Annotated in this window: 15 protein-coding genes; 7 read left to right on the top strand and 8 right to left on the bottom strand. The window is 67.3% G+C overall.

Features of this window, described 5'->3' with window-relative positions; translation table 11 throughout:
* Nucleotides 1–118: 118 nt before the first annotated feature.
* Nucleotides 119–730, bottom strand: a complete 612-nt coding sequence (locus AC1RJ5_RS16510) for an HAD family hydrolase (RefSeq protein ID WP_342251356.1) — start codon at nt 728–730, stop codon at nt 119–121.
* Between the two features lie 8 nt (nt 731–738).
* Nucleotides 739–864, bottom strand: a complete 126-nt coding sequence (ykgO, locus tag AC1RJ5_RS16505; RefSeq protein ID WP_086130464.1) for a type B 50S ribosomal protein L36 — start codon at nt 862–864, stop codon at nt 739–741.
* A 170-nt stretch (nt 865–1,034) separates the two neighbouring features.
* Between ykgO and AC1RJ5_RS16500 the strand changes: the two genes are divergently transcribed.
* From AC1RJ5_RS16500 to AC1RJ5_RS16490, 3 genes are read left to right on the top strand one after another with little or no spacing between them, the layout of a single operon-like run.
* Nucleotides 1,035–1,634 (top strand): DUF4136 domain-containing protein, encoded by a 600-nt coding sequence (locus AC1RJ5_RS16500; protein WP_269573011.1) that lies wholly within the window; start codon nt 1,035–1,037, stop codon nt 1,632–1,634.
* Entirely contained in the window at nt 1,631–2,749 is a 1,119-nt protein-coding gene (locus AC1RJ5_RS16495; protein ID WP_493114431.1) for a M14 family metallopeptidase, read from the top strand. Before AC1RJ5_RS16500 ends, AC1RJ5_RS16495 begins: the two co-directional genes overlap by 4 nt.
* A gap of 31 nt (nt 2,750–2,780) precedes the next feature.
* Nucleotides 2,781–3,236, top strand: coding sequence for a GNAT family N-acetyltransferase (locus AC1RJ5_RS16490; RefSeq protein ID WP_269573013.1), 456 nt, complete (start codon nt 2,781–2,783; stop codon nt 3,234–3,236).
* Between the two features lie 82 nt (nt 3,237–3,318).
* On the opposite strand, the gene AC1RJ5_RS16485 is transcribed toward AC1RJ5_RS16490, so the two are convergent.
* The 3 genes from AC1RJ5_RS16485 to AC1RJ5_RS16475 form a co-directional block, all read right to left on the bottom strand.
* A complete protein-coding gene (locus AC1RJ5_RS16485; RefSeq protein WP_342251355.1) occupies nt 3,319–4,323 on the bottom strand; it encodes a sigma-70 family RNA polymerase sigma factor in 1,005 nt (334 codons plus the stop codon).
* Between the two features lie 175 nt (nt 4,324–4,498).
* On the bottom strand, nt 4,499–5,584 hold the full coding sequence (locus tag AC1RJ5_RS16480; protein ID WP_493114429.1) for an FUSC family protein: 1,086 nt from the start codon (nt 5,582–5,584) through the stop codon (nt 4,499–4,501).
* A gap of 114 nt (nt 5,585–5,698) precedes the next feature.
* Nucleotides 5,699–6,421 (bottom strand): dienelactone hydrolase family protein, encoded by a 723-nt coding sequence (locus AC1RJ5_RS16475; RefSeq protein ID WP_342251353.1) that lies wholly within the window; start codon nt 6,419–6,421, stop codon nt 5,699–5,701.
* A gap of 76 nt (nt 6,422–6,497) precedes the next feature.
* On the opposite strand from AC1RJ5_RS16475, the gene gpmA reads away from it, so the two are divergent.
* From gpmA to AC1RJ5_RS16460, 3 genes are all read left to right on the top strand, one after another.
* A complete protein-coding gene (gpmA, locus tag AC1RJ5_RS16470; protein WP_269573017.1) occupies nt 6,498–7,184 on the top strand; it encodes a 2,3-diphosphoglycerate-dependent phosphoglycerate mutase in 687 nt (228 codons plus the stop codon).
* Between the two features lie 224 nt (nt 7,185–7,408).
* On the top strand, nt 7,409–7,864 hold the full coding sequence (purE, locus tag AC1RJ5_RS16465) for a 5-(carboxyamino)imidazole ribonucleotide mutase (protein WP_269576516.1): 456 nt from the start codon (nt 7,409–7,411) through the stop codon (nt 7,862–7,864).
* Nucleotides 7,861–8,937: a 5-(carboxyamino)imidazole ribonucleotide synthase gene (locus AC1RJ5_RS16460; protein ID WP_493114426.1), complete on the top strand. Its 1,077-nt coding sequence runs from the start codon at nt 7,861–7,863 to the stop codon at nt 8,935–8,937. Before purE ends, AC1RJ5_RS16460 begins: the two co-directional genes overlap by 4 nt.
* 35 nt (nt 8,938–8,972) lie before the next feature.
* Here AC1RJ5_RS16460 and AC1RJ5_RS16455 read toward each other — a convergent pair whose 3' ends face one another.
* From AC1RJ5_RS16455 to AC1RJ5_RS16445, 3 genes are all read right to left on the bottom strand, one after another.
* Complete coding sequence (locus tag AC1RJ5_RS16455) at nt 8,973–9,911, bottom strand: DUF808 domain-containing protein (protein WP_493114424.1); 939 nt, start codon at nt 9,909–9,911, stop codon at nt 8,973–8,975.
* 156 nt (nt 9,912–10,067) lie between these two features.
* Entirely contained in the window at nt 10,068–10,367 is a 300-nt protein-coding gene (locus tag AC1RJ5_RS16450) for a hypothetical protein (protein ID WP_269573020.1), read from the bottom strand.
* 14 nt (nt 10,368–10,381) lie between these two features.
* Nucleotides 10,382–13,246, bottom strand: a complete 2,865-nt coding sequence (locus tag AC1RJ5_RS16445) for a M16 family metallopeptidase (protein WP_269573021.1) — start codon at nt 13,244–13,246, stop codon at nt 10,382–10,384.
* Nucleotides 13,247–13,374: 128 nt separating this feature from the next.
* Between AC1RJ5_RS16445 and AC1RJ5_RS16440 the strand changes: the two genes are divergently transcribed.
* The gene (locus AC1RJ5_RS16440) at nt 13,375–15,048 is read left to right on the top strand and encodes a M20/M25/M40 family metallo-hydrolase (protein ID WP_493114422.1); all 1,674 of its coding nucleotides are present in this window, start codon (nt 13,375–13,377) and stop codon (nt 15,046–15,048) included.
* Nucleotides 15,049–15,178 lie beyond the last annotated feature (130 nt).

Below are 15,178 nucleotides of genomic sequence, written 5' to 3'. Positions count from 1 at the left end.
TTCGCTGCTGCCGGTGCTGAATTAAGCTGGTTCCCCGGCGAAAGCCGGGGCCCAGGACCACAAGCGATTCGGACGAGAAACCCTGGGCCCCGGCTTTCGCCGGGGAACGGGTAAGGGCTCAGAGGAGGCCCAGGCCTTTCAGGTCCGCGCGCAGCTTGTCCGCGCCGGTGAACAGCAGGCCATGGATGCCCGCGTCATTGGCCGCGGCGACATTGTCCTCGCGATCGTCGATGAACACCGCATCCGATCCCGCCAGCCCGAATCGGGCAAGCGCCAGCGCGTAGATCGCGGGATCGGGCTTCACCAGCTTCTCATCGCCCGAGACGACCACGTCGCGGAAACGATCGAACAAGGCCGATTCGCGGTTGCGGAAGGGCGGCCAGAACTCGCCCGAGAAATTGGTGATCGCGAAGAGCGGCACGCCCGATTCGTCGAGCTCCGTGACCAGCTCCGGCATGCCCGGCAACGCATGCGGGATCTGCTCGTCGAATCGCGGACCCCAGAGCGCGATCATCTCGGCGAACTCGGGGTGCGCGGCGGCCAGCTCTGCCGAGGTCTCGGCAAAGGGGCGACCAGCATCGTGCTGGAAATGCCACGCCTTGGTGGCAACGTTACCCAGAAACGCGTCGAGCGCCCGATCGTCACCGATCAGGCGCTCGTACAAGTACCGCGGATTCCAGTCGTAGAGGACGTTGCCGACGTCGAAGATGACGGCCGACGGGGCCTCCACGCGCAGGATCAGCCCTGGCGGGCCTTGAACCGCTTCTGGGTCTTGTTGATGACGTAGATGCGCCCACGACGACGGATCACGCGGTTGTCGCGATGCCGATCCTTGAGCGACTTCAATGAATTCACGATCTTCATGACCGATTCGCTTCTCAAATTTGGAATGCCGGAAAAGAGGGGCTCGCCTAGTGTCCGATCCCGGGCAAGTCAAGGCAGGAGTCGCCCGATCGCCCTACGGAACCGACTCGACGCGGTCGGTGTTGGAGGGCAAACGGGGACGTTCCGTTCGCGAAACAGGAGTTCGTCGCGTGAAGAAGCCGCTCAGCATCGCCTTGCTCGTCGCGCTGGGGGCCTGCGCTCCCACCTATCGTCCCCAGCCGATCGACGTGACCCGCTACCATCTGGGCGCGCCGCTGGAGCGCACCACGGTGGCGGTCGAGCCGATGGCCAACACCGATACGTTCGGGCCCGAATACCAGGCCTATTCGGACGCGGTGCGTGCCGAGCTGGAGCGGCTGGGCTATGTCCAGTCGGTGAGCAGCACGCCCTCGGGCTATATCGCCGCGGTCGCTTTCCGCCGCACGAGCAAGGGCGCCTTCAAGGAGCCGCCGCCCGTCACCATCGGCGTCGGCGGCGGCAGCTATAGCGGCGGGCGCCGCGGCGGCGTGGGCGTTGGCGGCGATGTCGGATTCGGCATCGGCGGCAAGGTGCGCGAGCTCTACCAGACCGAGCTGTGGGTGCAGCTGCGCCGGCGCAGCGACAACACCACGGTGTGGGAAGGCCGCGCCCAGAGCGGCAGCGTGAGCGGCACCGATCCCGACCAGCCGGCGGTTGCGGCGGCACGCATGGCCCGGGCGCTGTTCAAGGACTTCCCCGGCGAGTCCGGCATCACTATCACGGTGAAATGACCATCCAGATCAATTCCGGTTTCGATTCCGGCAACATCCGCCTCGTCGGCATCGAGGGCGACCGCGTCGACCTCGAGATCGTCACCGATCACCTGTCCGACTTCTACCAGTGGTTCCATTTCCGCGTGGCGGGCGCGAAGGGGCGCAAGCTCACCTTCCGCCTGCTGAACGCGGGGAACGCGGCCTATGCGTTCGGCTGGCCGGGCTACAAGGCGCGCTGGTCGACCGACCGCGAGGCGTGGCGGACGGCCGATTCGTCCTATGCCGACGGCGTGCTGACCTTCACCAAGGAGATCGACACCGATCTCGTCTGGTTCGCCTATTTCGCGCCCTATTCGATGGAGCGGCACCACGACCTGGTCAGCCGCATGGCGCTGATGCCCGGCGTGGCGCACCGCGAGCTCGGCAAGACGCTCGACGGCCAGCCGATGGACCTGCTGACGCTCGGCACCGGCCCCAAGACCGTGTGGCTCTATGCCCGCCAGCATCCGGGCGAGACCATGGCCGAGTGGTGGATGGAAGGCGCGCTCGAGTTCCTGACCGATCCGACCAACCAGACCGCGCTCGCCCTGCGCGAAAAGGCCGTGTTCCACATCGTGCCGAACATGAACCCCGACGGTTCGCGCCGCGGCCATCTGCGCACCAACGCGGCGGGCATCAACCTCAACCGCGAATGGCATGCGCCGACGATGGAGAAGAGCCCCGAGGTGTTCCTCGTCAAGGCGGCGATGGACGGGACCGGCGTCGATTTCGCGATGGACATCCATGGCGACGAGGCGATCCCGGCCAACTTCCTGGCCGGCTATGAGGGCATCGCGTCCTGGACCGACGAACATGGCGAGAAATTCTACGAATATGCCCGCCGCCTCGCCAAGCAGACCCCCGATTTCCAGCTCGACCTGGGCTATGAGAAGTCGGCGCCGGGCCAGGCCAATCTCTCGATGTCGACCAACCAGCTCGCCGAGCGCTTCGGCGCGGTCTCGATGACGCTGGAGATGCCGTTCAAGGACCACGAAGTGAATGCGGACCCCGAGTTCGCCTGGTCGCCGGCGCGGTGCAAGACGCTGGCGCACTCGTGTCTTGAGACTTTGGCAGGATTTATCGACGAGATCTGAGCCCAAGGAAAACAAGAAGGGGGAGCAGGAAATGGAAATCCGCGAGGGCGGGCTCGACGATTCGCGGGTCCGTGCGCTGCTTGAGACGCATTTCGCCGGGATGCTGGCGAATTCGCCCAAGGACAGCTGCCATTTCCTCGACCTCTCCGGCCTCGCCACGCCCGACGTGACCTTCTGGAGCGTATGGGATGGCGAGGACCTGCTCGGCTGCGGGGCGCTGCGCGAGCTCGATTCGGAGCATGGCGAGATCAAGTCGATGCGCACCGCCTCCGAGCATCTGCGCCGCGGCACCGGGGCCAAGCTGGTCGGACACATCCTGACCACCGCCCGCGCGCGCGGCTACAAGCGGGTGAGCCTGGAAACCGGATCGGGCGACGCATTCGACGCCGCCCATGCGCTCTACCGCCAGTTCGGCTTCACCGATTGCGGCCCGTTCGGCGACTATCGCGAGGATCCGTTCAGCCGCTTCCTGTCGCGGGTGGTCTAGGACCGATCCAACGCCGGAAACGGAAAAGGCCGAGGCACCCAGCCTCGGCCTTTTCCGGTTCAGTGCAGCCCGGTGCGCGGGATCAGTGCATCACCAGCTGCATCACCGGCAGCGCCGGGGTGATGTAGGAGCGGCGCTCGGCCTCGATCGCTTCGACATGGGCCAGGCGGTTGTGGAGCGCGCTGGGATCGGGGAGCAGCGAGACCTTGGCGGCGGCAACCGCGGCGCTGCGGCGCGGACGAGCCGGCGGCATGGCGCGGCGCGCATCCTCGGCCATCACGGCGAAGCGGGGCTGCTCGGTGGCGATCTCGACCAGCGTCTTGGTGGCGCGCTTGGTGATCTGGCGGATGCGCTCCTTGGTTACGCCGGTGTCGTTCGAGATCTCGTCGAGCGTGGCGGTTTCGAAGATGCGGCGCTCGACGATCTCGCGGTCGCGCTGCAGCTTGGCTTCGAGCTTCTCCATCTCGACCGGATCGACCGTCTTGAACGGGCCCGAGCGGCGGACGGGCGCATCGGCACCCTTGGCGCGGGGGCGGCGGCGGAGGGATTCGATACCCACCTTGCGGAGTTGGTCGACATAGGCGTCGATCAGGTCGGAAACCGCGCCCTCGGCGAGATAGTCCGACGCGCCGGCCTCGGTGCGGCCCAGCGCATCCTCGTCCTCGATCATCGCTTCGGGCGAGATCTCGTCACCGTCGGGCGAAGTTGCAAGGGCGGAGAGCGAAATCGTGGTCGCCTCGACCTTCTTCGCCGAGGGGCGCTGGTCGGTCATCAGGCGGAAGCGCAGGCTCTGCAGCTCGCCGCGGATCTGCCAGTTCACGAACGTGGTGAACTGCGCCTTGGTGGGGTCATAGCTCTCGATCGCGCGGTGCACCGCGATGGCGCAGCACTGCTCGGCGTCTTCCCAGTGCGCGGTGAGGCCATACTGGCGGACGAAATGGCGGATGCGCGGGGCGATCAGCTTGAGGATCTGAGCGAAGGCACGGTCGACAGTGACGCGCTGGCGATTGGTCTGCGGCGCATCCTTGGGGGTGTTCTCAAGGACGGTGGCAACGGCGGCTTCAAGCGCGATCGTGGTCTTCGACATGGTCTGCAATCCCCTGCTTCTGCAACCGCTCGGCTGCTGTCGTGAGGGGTTTATGAACCGGGCAAGGACCCGCGAATATTCGGCGCAGACCCTTATGGTAGTCGCACCTTACGGATGAATCCTAGTTGCTGCTGGAGGCATTTCGTTAACCATCCGGGGCGACTCGCCGGTTTCCTTAGATATCGCCGGGCCCGTCGCTGTTTGACTGTTGCACTACTTGCCGGCGCGGCGCGATCCAGTGCCAGGCGAGCAGCACCGGCTCGAGCACCGCGAAGCCGATCAGCACCCCGGCGAGTCGCATCAGGGCGGGGCCGATCTCGGCATCGGCATAGCTGTCCGGCACCAGCACGATGAGAATCGCCAGCGCGAACTGGGTGCCGACATAGCGATGGGCATGGTCGCCATTTTCGAGATGCTTGCCGATCACCACGCCGATCACGGTGCCGAGGACCAGCAGCGGCGCCGATCCGTGCGCGACGAACAGGAAGAGCGCGGCGAGCGCGGCACCGGCCAGGCAGCCGAGGAAGCGCTGCACCAGCCGGCGGCTGACCGGCAGCAGCCCGCTCGCCCCGATCGAATCGGCGGGGACCAGCATCACCGCCATGATCCCGATCGCGGCCTGCGACAGCGCCGGGACATGCAGCCAGGCGGACAGGCCGACAAGCAGCGCCAGCGCGGTCGCCGCCTGCAGCGCGTGCCGCGCGGCTTCCGGGTGCCAGCCGAGCCCGGCGGGACGCGGCGCGGGCGTCGCCGGCCAGCGCCGGCGCAGGGTGAGCGTGGAGGCAAGGCTGACCGCGACGCAGGCGAGCGTGCCCGCCACCGTCTCCAGCACCCGCGTCTCGACGAAGCTGGCAAGCGCGACGTGCGGATGGGCAAGCTTGTCGAGCACGACCATTGCGAAGGTGAGCCCGAAGAACAGCCAGGCATAGGAGCGCCTGGCAGTGATCGCCGCATAGAGCGCGCCGCCGCCGACCAGGAACAAGGCCGCCGCGGCGGCCGGCCACCAGCCGAGGAACGGCGCGGCGGCGAGCGCGAGCAGGCCACCCGCGCCGGTGCCGGTGACTCGCAGCAGCCCGCGCACCAGCGTCTCGCCGGCATGGCCGCGCATCACCATATAACCGGCAAAGGCCGCCCAATAGACGTTCGCCGCCCCCAGCCAGTGCGCCACCGCGATCGCCAGCAGCACCGAGGCGACGACTTCCGCCTCGTCGACCGTGCGGGTGGTGACGCGGTCCAGCAGCTTGGGGCGGGGCGGCGTCATCTCTTCCAAGTCCCGACTCGATCAGCGGTGCGGATCAATGAATCAGCCTTTCGGTGCGCTGATCCCCGGCGAACGTCGGGGATCAGCGAGGGGGCAGCGCGGGAATCCCGCTGCTCAGGCGAACACCTCTTCGAGGAAGTTGGTCATCGCCTGCCAGCTGCGGCGATCGGCTTTGGGCTCATAGACGACGCCGGGGACCTTGGACTCCTTGCGGTCCTGGTCCGTGAAGGCATGGCCGGCATGACCATAGGCGTGGATCTGCCAGTCGGCGCCCGATTCGGTCAGCTCCTGCGCCAGCGCCACGGTCTTCTCGGGCGGGGCGATCGGGTCTTCCCAGCCATGGCAGACCAGCAGCTTCGTCTTGATCGGCGAGACCGTGAAATAGTTCGGCTGGTCATAGACGCCGTGGAAGGAAACGCCGCCGAGGATCGGCAGGCCGCTGCGCGCCATGTCGAGCACGCATTTGCCGCCGAAGCAGAAGCCGATCGCCGCCAGCTTGCCGGGATCGACATTGCCGAAGCTGGCCAGCGCCTCGAGCGATGCCTCCAGCCGGTCGCGCAGCAGCGCGCGATCGGCGTTGAGCTCGTTCATGTAGACGCCGGCATCGGGGCCGTGCTGCGTCCGCTTGCCCTGGCCATAGACGTCGGCCGCCAGCGCGACATAGCCGAGCTTGGCGAGATTCTCGGCATGGACGTTGTCGGCTTCCTTCTGGCCGAGCACGTTCGGCAGGACGAGCACGCCGGGGCGCGCCGTCGTCACTTCGTCCTCATAGGCGATCACGCCTTCGAACGGGCCGCCGGAGCCTTGATACACCAGAGTTTGCCGAATGATCGCCATCTTGCGACTCCCTTGCGCTTGTCCCTGTCGCTGCTGCCGCTAAGAGCGCCCTCAACCGGTTGCAAGGAGTTCCCCGATGCCCACGCTTGTCCTGATCCGCCACGGCCAGTCGGCCTGGAACCTCGAGAACCGCTTCACCGGCTGGTGGGACGTCGACCTGACCGAGCAGGGCGTCGCCGAGGCGACCGCCGCAGGCGTGCTGATGAAGGAGAAGGGGCTCGACTTCGACCTGTGCTTCACCAGCTTCCAGAGCCGCGCGATCAAGACGCTGCACCTCGCGCTGGAAGCGATGGGCCGGCTGTGGCTGCCAGAGGAGAAGAGCTGGAAGCTCAACGAGCGCCATTATGGCGGTCTGACCGGGCTCAACAAGGCGGAAACAGCTGCGAAACATGGCGACGAGCAGGTGAAGATCTGGCGCCGCAGCTTCGACGTGCCGCCGCCGCTGCCGGAAGAGGGCTCGCCCTGGGACCTTGCCAAGGACGAGCGCTATCACGGCGTGCCGATCCCGCAGACCGAATCGCTGAAGGACACGATCGCGCGCGTGCTGCCCTATTGGGAAGAGACGATCGCGCCGGAGCTGAAGGCCGGCAAGCGCGTACTGATCGCGGCGCACGGCAATTCGCTGCGCGCGCTGGTCAAGCATCTCTCGGGCATTCCCGACGAGGAGATCGTCAGCCTCGAGATCCCGACCGGCGCACCGATCGTCTATGAGCTGGACGACGAGCTGAACGCGGTGGATCGTTATTATCTGAGCGAGCGGTGATCCTTCTTCCCCTCCCTGGAAGGGAGGGGACCGAGGGGTGGGTCAGGGCCTGGTGATACGGAGCCGTATCGCCAGGCCTTTCCGTATCGCGCGCATTCCACCCACCCCCCGCCCCTCCCTTCCAGGGAGGGGAGTTAAGGGTGTTGCCCTCCCCCGCCCTTCGCTCTAGTCAGCGCGCTTCCAACAGCTTGGGGCAAGACGTGGCACCTCTGGTCGGCATCATCATGGGCAGCACCTCCGATTGGGAGACGATGCACCACGCCGCCAAAGTGCTCGAGAAGCTCGGCGTGCCGCACGAGACCAAGGTGGTCAGCGCGCACCGTACCCCGCAGCGCCTCTATGACTATGCGACCGGCGCGGCCGATCGCGGGCTCAAGGTGATCATCGCCGGCGCCGGCGGCGCAGCGCATCTGCCCGGCATGGCCGCTTCGATGACGCACCTGCCGGTGCTGGGCGTGCCGGTGGAGTCCAAGGCGCTGAAGGGCATGGACAGCCTGCTCTCGATTGCCCAGATGCCCGGCGGCATCCCCGTCGGCACGCTGGCGATCGGCAAGGCGGGCGCGATCAATGCCGGCCTGCTCGCCGCCGCGATCCTGGCGACGTCGGACGAGGCGCTGAGCGAACGCCTCCAGGCGTGGCGCGCGGCGCAGACCGAGAGCGTGGCGATCGACCCCGAATGAGCGGCGCGCTTCCCCCCGGCTCGACCATCGGCATCCTGGGCGGCGGCCAGCTCGGCCGCATGCTCGCGGTCGCCGCAGCCCAGCTCGGCTATCGCACCCATGTGCTGGCGCCCGACGAGGAGAGCGTCGCCGCCCAGACCGCTTCCAGCTACACCCGCGCCGATTATCACAGCCGCATCGTCCTCGATGAGCTCGCCGCCCAGTGCGACGTGATCACCTATGAGTTCGAGAATATCGCGGTCGGCCCGGTCGAGTTCCTCGCCGGCAAGGTGCCGGTGCGCCCCGGCGCGCAGAGCCTGTCGATCGCGCAGGACCGCGCGCGGGAGAAGGCGTTCGTCGCGGCGCTTGGCGGGCGCACCGCACCCTGGGCGCTGGTCGAAACGCGCGAGCAGCTCGAGGCGGCGATCGCCGAGATCGGCGCGCCGTCGATCCTGAAGACGCTGCGGCTCGGCTATGACGGCAAGGGCCAGGTGCGCATCCGCGACGCGGCCGAAGCGGCGAGCGCCTGGGAGGAGATCGGCGAGCGTCCGGCGATCCTCGAGGGCTTCGTCACGTTCAGCCACGAATTCTCGATCATCACGGTGCGCGGCGTCGATGGCTCGCTGGCGAGCTATCCGCCGCCCTGGAACGAGCACAAGGACGGCATCCTCGACAAGTCGACCGTGCCCGCTCCCGCCGAGATCGCCCGCCACTGGACCGAAGCGGCGACGCTGGCCGGCCGCGTCGCCGAGGCGCTGGGCCATGTCGGCGTGCTGACGCTGGAATTCTTCGCAACCGAGGACGGCCCCGTGTTCAACGAGATGGCACCGCGCGTGCACAACTCCGGCCACTGGACGATCGAAGGCGCCGAGTGCTCGCAGTTCGAGAACCATATCCGCGCGATCTGCGGCCTGCCGCTGGGCTCGACCGGGCTTACCGGCACCGCGATCGAGATGGAGAACCTGATCGGCGAGGACGCCCATCGCTGGGCCGAGCTGCTCGCCGAGCCGGGCACGCACCTGCACCTCTACGGCAAGGGCGATGTGCGTCCGGGGCGGAAGATGGGACATGTCACGCGCGTGAAGCGGGGCTGATTCTTCCCCTCCCTTCCAGGGAGGGGAGTTTAAGGTCAGTGCGCCGCCTTCTTCTTCGGTACCAGGTGGAGCACCCCCGCGATCACCGCGCCGACGATCAGCCCGCAGATGCCCACGCCGATCGCGCCGACCAGCCACTCCACGAAGCCCTGGGCGAACGGCACGGCATGGCCGGCGAGCTCGGCGATATGGTGGACGAAGTGCGGGATCGCGCCGAGGTGGAACACCTCGAGCCCGTGCAGCAGGATGCCGCCGCCGACCCAGACCATCGCGGCCACGCCGATATGCGACAGCGCGGTGAGCAGCACCGGCATCGCCTTGACCAGCCCGGCGCCGAGCTGGCGCGCGCCGGCCGACGGCTTACGGCTGAGGTGCAGGCCGATGTCATCCATCTTCACGATCAGCGCGACCACGCCATAGACGCCGATAGTGATCGCTATCGCCACCGCCGCCAGCGCCGCGGCACGCATCGGCAGCGAGGCGTCGGGCAGCTCGGCGAGCGCGATCGCCATGATCTCGGCGGAGAGGATGAAATCGGTGCGGACCGCGCCGCTGACCTGGCGCTGCTCGAGCTCCTCCGGGCTGGCGATCTCGGCAACTTCCTCTTCGGCATGATGGCCGGCGAGCGCCTCGATGATCTTCTCGGCCGCCTCGAAGCAGAGATAGGAGCCGCCGAGCATCAGCAACGGGGTGACCGCCCAGGGGGCGAAGGCACTGAGCAGCAGCGCCACCGGCAGGATGAAGAGCAGCTTGTTGCGCAGCGACCCGAGCGTGATCTTCCAGATGATCGGCAGCTCGCGGTCCGGGGTGAGGCCGACGACGTAGCGCGGGGTGACCGCGGCATCGTCGATCACCACGCCCGCCGCCTTGGTGCCGGCGCGGCCCGCGGCGCCCGCGACATCGTCGAGCGACGCCGCCGCCAGCTTGGCTATCGCCGCCACGTCATCCAGCAATGCGACCAGACCGCCCGCCATGTCATCCCCTTTTGTGAACCCGGGTTCAGCCCATAGCGGAGTGCAGGGCCTATGAAAGCCCCTCCCCTGAAGGGGAGGGGCTTGAGAAGCCCAAAAGCAAGGCGCCCGCCCCGCGGGTGCGGGACGGGCGCCTCGTCTAGCCTTGCGGCCGCGTGCTTAGGCGCGCGAGCCGGTGAGCGGGAAAGCGCCGAACGCGCCGGCGGTGACGGTGCCGGTGATCGTGTCGCCGTCCACGGTCGCTTCGCCGGTCAGCGTCATCGGCATGGGAACCGAGACGTCCATCGACCAGGTCAGCTTGTCGCCATCGACCTTGCCGTCCTTGGCCTCGGCATTGCCCATCGCGCCCGAGAAGGTGCCGGTGAAGGTATCGCCGTTGCTGGTCACGGTGAACACCGCCGCCTGGTCGCCGAGCGGCGACTTCACGACCGTGTTCCAGCTGCCATCCACATTCGCCATGAGAGCTCTCCTGATTAGTTGCCCGCCGGCTTGGTGCTCGCCAGCGACGCTGCCGGAACCACCTCGACGGGGAGGCCGATGCTGTCAAGCTGCGGCCGGACCTTGGAAGCGTCGCCCACGACCACGTAAACGAACTTGTTCGGGTCGAGAGCCGCGCGTGCCGCAGCGTCAAGCTGCGGAATGGTGAGCGCGCGATATTTTTGCGCGATGGTGCTGAAATAGTCGTCCGGACGGCGCCGGATGTCGTTCTGCTGCATCGCGTTGAGCACCGCGTCCGAGGTTTCGAAGCGGCCGGGCAGTTCGCGAGTCGAGCCGTTGACTTCGCGGGTCAGCTCCTCGGGCGTGACGCCCTTGGTGGTGAGGAAGTCCTTCACCTGCTGCTGGATCGCCTTGATCGAATCGCCCGTCTTGTCGGCCTGGACCGGGGCGCTGATCGTGTAGGGAACCGCGTGCTCCATGAAGTTGAAGCCGCCGCCGGCGCCGTAGGACCAGTGCTTGGCCTCGCGCAGGTCCATGTTGATGCGCGACAGGAAGCCCGAGCCGAGCGCCTGGTTGGCGGTCGCCACCGCCAGCGTGTCCGCGAAGGGATCGACCGGGGTGAGCTGCGCCGCGACGATCAGCGACTGGGGCGAGTTCGGCCGGTCGATCAGGATGATCTTGGGCGTCACCGCCTGGCTGGCGGCGGCGAACGCCTTGGTGCCCGCCGGGCCATCGACCTTCCAGCCGCCGAAGCGCGCCTCGAGCGCCGCCTTGATCTCGGCGAGCGGACGATCGCTGACGACGAAGATCTTGGCCTTGTCCGGGCGGATCCACGCCTTGTGCCAGGCGACGAGATCGTCGCGGGTGATCGTCTTGACCACCGCCGGGTCACCCGAGCCGGCGCCCAGCTTCGCATAGGGGCTGGTGGCCGGGTAGAGCACGCGCGGGGTCATGCGGGCAGCGAGGCTCTGCGGGGTGGTCAGCTCCTGGGCGATGCCGGTGAGCGACTGGCCGCGCACGCGCTCCAGCTCCGCCGGGGCGAAGGCAGGACGCTCGACGACATCGGCGAACAGATCGAGCGCGCCCGCCAGATTGGGGCTCGGCGCGTCGACGCTGAGATAGGTGCGGTCCGCCGAGCTGCCCGAGCTGATCCCGGCGCCGAGGCGCTCGCGCGCTTCGGCCAGCGCCGTCGAATCGAGGCTGGTGGTACCCTCGTCCATCATGTTGAGCGTCAGGCGCTGGGTGCCCAGCTTCTCCGACGGATCGGCGGCAACGCCCGCGTCGAAGCTCATCTCGACCTGGGTGACCGGCACCGCCGTGCGGTTGGCGTAGATCAGCTCGATGCCGTTGGAGAGCCTGGTGCGCTCCACCTTCGGGAAGACGAGGTCGCCGATCGGCGACACCGCCGGCAGTGCGCCGCGCGTGCCCTTGACCGGCTCGGCCTTGGGACCCTCGGCCGGCTTGGCGGCGACCGCGGTCGCTTCCTGATAGGCCTCGCGCTGGCCGGGGACGACCATCACGGTGAGCGCCGGGCGGTTGAGCCACTTGTTCGCGGCGGCCTTCACTTCGGCCGGCGTGACCTTCGCGGTCGCCTCCAGCTCCTTCTTGAAGAACAGCGGATCGTTCGAATAGAGCTCGCCCGAAGCCAGCGCCACGGCCTTGCCGCCGAAGCCGCCGACCGATTCCAGCCCCGAGATACGGCCCGAGACCTTGGTGGTGGCGACGCGGGTCACTTCGTCCGCGGTCGGGCCGCTCTTGAGCAGATCGGCGAGGATCTCGTCGAGCCGCTTGGAGACGACCGCCGGGTCGACACCGGGCTTCACCACGGCCTGGACCGTGAAGATGCCGAGCTGCGCCATCGACTGGATACCGGACGAGACCTGCACCGCGGTCTTGTCCTTGCGGACCAGTTCATTGTCGAGCCGCGAGCTGGCGAGGCCGCCGAGCACCGAGGCGAAGACGCTGAGCGGCACCGCATCCTTGTCGTTCAGGCCGGGCACCGCCCAGCTGCGCAGGATCAGGGTGGCGGCCACGCTGTCCTTGATCGTCACCGTCTTGGCCGCAGGCAGCGTCGGCACGGTCACCTTGGGCAGCACGCTCTTGGGGCCGGCCGGGATCGCGCCGAAATACTTCTCGACGAGCGGCTTTGCTTCCTTCGCGTCGATATCGCCGGCGAGCACCAGGATCGCGTTGTTCGGGCCATAGTGGGAGCGGAACCAGTTCTTCACGTCGTCGAGGCTGGCGGCATCGAGATCGGCCATCGAGCCGATGACGTTATGGCCATAGGGCGTGGTGCCGAGCAGTTCCTCGAGCACCTTGTAATAGACCAGGCCATAAGGCTGGTTGTCGCCCTGGCGCTTCTCGTTCTGGACGACGCCGCGCTGCTCATCGAGCACGTCCTGGGTGATCGCGCCGAGCAGATAGCCCATGCGGTCGCTCTCGAGGAACAGCGCGCGATCGAGCGCCGGGCGCGGCACGGTCTCGAAATAATTGGTGCGATCGAAGCTGGTGGTGCCGTTGAAATCGGTGGCGCCGACCTGCTTGAGCGGCTCGAAGAAATCGCCCGGGGCGTTTTCCGAGCCGTTGAACATCAGATGCTCGAACAGATGGGCGAAGCCGGTCTTGCCGGTCGGCTCATGCTTCGAGCCGACATCGTACCAGGTCGAAACCGCGACGATCGGCGCCTTGCGATCGGTGTGGACGAGCACGCGCAGGCCGTTCTTGAGCGTGAAGCTCTCATACGGGATGTCGACCTTCTTCACGAGCTCGGCGACCGGCACCGGCTTGGCCTCAGCGGTGGCCGGCGCGGCGGCAGGTGCCTGCTGCGCAGCGGCCGGCATCGCGGCGCCGATCGCCAGCGCACAGCTGGCCGCGCTGCAAAGCATCAGGAACGATTTCATCTGTCTTGATTCCCCCGAACGGTCTGGATGGGGTCGAGCATAACGCGGTGTATGACCTCCGCAAGTCAGTTGCGCCGCCTTTCATTTCCTCTAGCCTGCGGAAAAATCGCGCCATTCCGGGAGTATCCATGCGCCTGAAGCCTCTTATCGCCGCGCTGTCGCTCGGCCTCGCGCCCGCTGTCGCCTGGGCGCAAAGCGAGCCGGTGTTCAGCCCGGACGAAGTGCGCGCGCATGTCGAGTTCCTGGCCGACGACCTGCTCGGCGGACGCGACAACGGCACCGAAGGCTTCGACATCGCGGCGCGCTATGTCTCCAGTCGCTTCGACGCGATGGGCTTCAAGCCGGGCGGCACCCAGGGCTGGTACCAGCCGGTCAACATCGCGGACTATGTGCTCGATGCCGAGAAACCGGCCTCGGCGACGATCGGCACGAAGAAATTCGCGGGCGGCGAGGATGTGCTGTTCGGGCCGAGCCCGCTCTATGGCGACGAGACCCAGACCCTCACCGCCGACGCCGTGTTCGTCGGCCATGGCCGCGAGGAGGATTATGCCGGGCTCGAGGTGACCGGAAAGTTCGTCGTCGCCCTGATCGGCACGCCGCCGGGCATGGCGCCGGGCAAGATCGACAAGCCGGGCATCGCCGGCAAGCACGGCGCGCTCGGCATGATCTATCTGGTGACGCCCGAGAATCTGAAGGGCGCTTTCCCCTGGGCGCAGGCAATCAGCTATTTCCAGATGCCGCAGAGCAACTGGCTCGACGCAAAGGGATTCCCCAAGGGCGAGGACCCCGGGCTCAAGATCGGCGCCTATATCAAGGGCCTCGCCGCCGACGCGCTGTTCAAGGGCGCGCCGACCAGTGCGGCGCAGCTCTACGCCGCGCTCGCCAAGCCGGATGCGGCGCCGGCAAGCTTCGCGCTCAAGCAGAAGGTCACGCTGCAGCGGACCAGCACCGTCACCATCAAGAAGAGCAACAACGTCATCGGCATCCTGCCGGGATCGGACCCGAAGCTCGCCAATGAATATGTCGTGCTCTCCGCGCATCTCGATCACGAGGGCACCCAGCTCGACGTGGAAGGCGAGGACAAGATCTTCAACGGCGCGATGGACAATGCCGCCGGCGTCGCCTCGATGCTGGAAGCCGCCCGCGCCTTCACCCAGAGCGGCAAGCGGCCGCGTCGCTCGATCCTGTTCGTCGCGCTGACCGCGGAGGAGGACGGGCTGATCGGCTCGGAATATCTTGCCCGCTATCCGGTGGTCGGCAGCGGCAAGGTGGTGGCCGACGTCAATCTCGACATGCCGATCCTGCTCTACGACTTCCAGGACGTCGTCGCCTTCGGCGCGGAGCATTCGACGCTTGGCCCGATCGTCGAGCGCGCGGCGGCGAAGATGGGCGTCACCCTGTCGCCCGATCCGATGCCCGAGGAGCAGCTGTTCCTGCGCTCGGATCACTACAGCTTCGTCAAGGCGGGCGTGCCTTCGGTGTTCCTCGTCACCGGCTTCAAGAATGGCGGCGAGAAGGCGTTCCGCGACTTCCTGAAGACCAACTACCACAAGGTGAGCGACGACATCCGCCAGCCCTTCGACTGGAAGGCCGGCGCCAAGTTCGCGAAGATCAATTACCTGATCGCGCGCGAGATCGCCGATGCCGATCAGGAACCGCGCTGGTATGTCGGCAACAGCTTCGGCGAGCGCTTCGCCAAGGACGCGCCCAAGGCCCCGCGGCCCGCGGGGGCGCCCGCTGCGGCTCCGGGACGGTCGCCGGCGGTGATCACGATTCCGGTGGCTGCGCCGAAGAAGAACTGATCTCCCATCACCGTCACCCTGAACTTGTTTCAGCATCCAACGCGCGGCGGGCGACAGCGCTCGATTATCGAGGCTGTCGCCAAGCCCAACCTTGGACCCTGAAACAAGTTCAGGGTGACGGCGGGACTGG

This window comes from Sphingomonas sp. GW822-FHT03G08 (genome assembly GCF_058801135.1).
This window is presented reverse-complemented; position numbering and strand designations above follow the sequence as displayed.

Bases quoted from the DNA above. Each gene is read 5' to 3' on its own strand.
- ykgO (WP_086130464.1), bottom strand. From the start codon at position 864: ATGAAGATCGTGAATTCATTGAAGTCGCTCAAGGATCGGCATCGCGAC.
- AC1RJ5_RS16495 (WP_493114431.1), top strand. From the start codon at position 1,631: ATGACCATCCAGATCAATTCCGGTTTCGATTCCGGCAACATCCGCCTC.
- AC1RJ5_RS16490 (WP_269573013.1), top strand. From the start codon at position 2,781: ATGGAAATCCGCGAGGGCGGGCTCGACGATTCGCGGGTCCGTGCGCTG.
- AC1RJ5_RS16485 (WP_342251355.1), bottom strand. From the start codon at position 4,323: ATGTCGAAGACCACGATCGCGCTTGAAGCCGCCGTTGCCACCGTCCTT.
- AC1RJ5_RS16480 (WP_493114429.1), bottom strand. From the start codon at position 5,584: ATGACGCCGCCCCGCCCCAAGCTGCTGGACCGCGTCACCACCCGCACG.
- AC1RJ5_RS16475 (WP_342251353.1), bottom strand. From the start codon at position 6,421: ATGGCGATCATTCGGCAAACTCTGGTGTATCAAGGCTCCGGCGGCCCG.
- gpmA (WP_269573017.1), top strand. From the start codon at position 6,498: ATGCCCACGCTTGTCCTGATCCGCCACGGCCAGTCGGCCTGGAACCTC.
- purE (WP_269576516.1), top strand. From the start codon at position 7,409: ATGGGCAGCACCTCCGATTGGGAGACGATGCACCACGCCGCCAAAGTG.
- AC1RJ5_RS16460 (WP_493114426.1), top strand. From the start codon at position 7,861: ATGAGCGGCGCGCTTCCCCCCGGCTCGACCATCGGCATCCTGGGCGGC.
- AC1RJ5_RS16455 (WP_493114424.1), bottom strand. From the start codon at position 9,911: ATGGCGGGCGGTCTGGTCGCATTGCTGGATGACGTGGCGGCGATAGCC.
- AC1RJ5_RS16450 (WP_269573020.1), bottom strand. From the start codon at position 10,367: ATGGCGAATGTGGATGGCAGCTGGAACACGGTCGTGAAGTCGCCGCTC.
- AC1RJ5_RS16445 (WP_269573021.1), bottom strand. From the start codon at position 13,246: ATGAAATCGTTCCTGATGCTTTGCAGCGCGGCCAGCTGTGCGCTGGCG.
- AC1RJ5_RS16440 (WP_493114422.1), top strand. From the start codon at position 13,375: ATGCGCCTGAAGCCTCTTATCGCCGCGCTGTCGCTCGGCCTCGCGCCC.